Origin of the sequence: Desulfoferrobacter suflitae (genome assembly GCF_022603395.1) — a bacterium.
Taxonomy (GTDB): Bacteria; Desulfobacterota; Syntrophobacteria; order Syntrophobacterales; family Syntrophobacteraceae; genus Desulfoferrobacter; species Desulfoferrobacter suflitae.
The window spans coordinates 1-1,244 of record NZ_JAIBKA010000038.1 but is presented as its reverse complement, the minus strand read 5'-3'; the positions used below and the strand labels follow the sequence as shown (position 1 = coordinate 1,244).

Below are 1,244 nucleotides of genomic sequence, written 5' to 3'. Positions count from 1 at the left end.
TACTCAAACAACTTTGGTTTTTCTGAGCAAAAAAATGGCCGATCTGGCAATATAAAGAAAAAACATAGAAAAATTAAAATATTACACACTCTGGACAAATTATCTTTTTGATGGTACACCCATGCTACAGACGACTAACCCTAACAACAGTGAGGTCAGCATGGATGTATCGAGTTACCAATTCAGCGAGGAAGAAGTAATTCGCTTGGAACAATACCGAGACACACAGCAAGATGCTCGTCTCAAAATGCGCTTCATTGCCCTGCTTATGCTTGCCAAAGGCATTGCGCTGAAGGATGTCGCCGCGATAACCGGAGTGGCGATGAAAACGATCGAGAATTGGCATCATCAATATCTCAGCAAAGGAATCGACTGCCTTAATTCATTCCAATACAAACCTAAGCAGCCCTATCTGAGCGACGAACAAATACAGCAGTTACTCAACTGGGTTCGGTCTACAAATCCGATTCACCTAAAACAAATCAGAGCCCACATCATCGAACAATTTGCGATCAAGTACACGACGGAGGCCATCAGGAAGCTTCTGCACAAACACGGCATAAAGCTGATTCGCCCGAAGGTGATACCCGGCAATCCTCCGAGCGAAGAAGAACAGGAAAAAAAATTGCCGAGTACTTCGACATGAAGTCCAATAGTGAGCCTGGAACGGTCTTTCTTTTTGGAGATGGGATGCATCTAGTTCACCAAAATATACCCCGGCTATGTTGGGCTGATCCCAAAGCACGGCCCATTTTTAAGACCAACACCGGGCGACAACGGCTTAATATTCTTGGAGCTTACAATCCCGACAGCCATGAATTCGATCATATAACGGGAGAACAAAACTGCGACGCGAACCGCGTGATTGAATACTTTGAGATGATCACAAGAGCATACAAGCAGGCCCCAAAAATTATCCTTTTCCTTGACAACGCTAAGTATTTCAAAGCACAAATCGTCACCGATTGGTTGAAACAGAATCTGCGGCTTCACGTTGTGTTCTTGCCTCCTTATGCTCCAAATCTAAACTTGATCGAGCGCTTCTGGGGATTTGCCAAAGAAAAGTTGGTCAAAAATACCTATGAGCCAAAATACAAGGTCTTTCGGGCAAAAGTATTCAGGTTCCTAAACAATGTGGGCCAATATATTGATGAGTTAAGAACCTTAATGGTGGAAAAGTTCCAAATCATAGCCACTAGCAAAGCATAAAATGTGCCAGGAAAAACCAAAGTTGCTCCGGTATA

The 1,244-nt window shown here is 43.5% G+C and carries 2 protein-coding genes; both read left to right on the top strand.

The features are described from left to right. The first annotated feature begins 121 nt into the window (after positions 1-121). Positions 122-646, top strand: a complete 525-nt coding sequence (locus K1V27_RS22485) for a helix-turn-helix domain-containing protein (RefSeq protein WP_258931399.1) — start codon at positions 122-124, stop codon at positions 644-646. Further along, the gene (locus tag K1V27_RS22480; protein WP_258931400.1) at positions 643-1,209 is read left to right on the top strand and encodes an IS630 family transposase; all 567 of its coding nucleotides are present in this window, start codon (positions 643-645) and stop codon (positions 1,207-1,209) included. Before K1V27_RS22485 ends, K1V27_RS22480 begins: the two co-directional genes overlap by 4 nt. Positions 1,210-1,244: the final 35 nt, after the last annotated feature.

What these genes read in the sequence shown, in the direction of transcription:
- K1V27_RS22485 (WP_258931399.1), top strand. Translation starts at nt 122, where the DNA reads ATGCTACAGACGACTAACCCTAACAACAGTGAGGTCAGCATGGATGTA.
- K1V27_RS22480 (WP_258931400.1), top strand. Translation starts at nt 643, where the DNA reads ATGAAGTCCAATAGTGAGCCTGGAACGGTCTTTCTTTTTGGAGATGGG.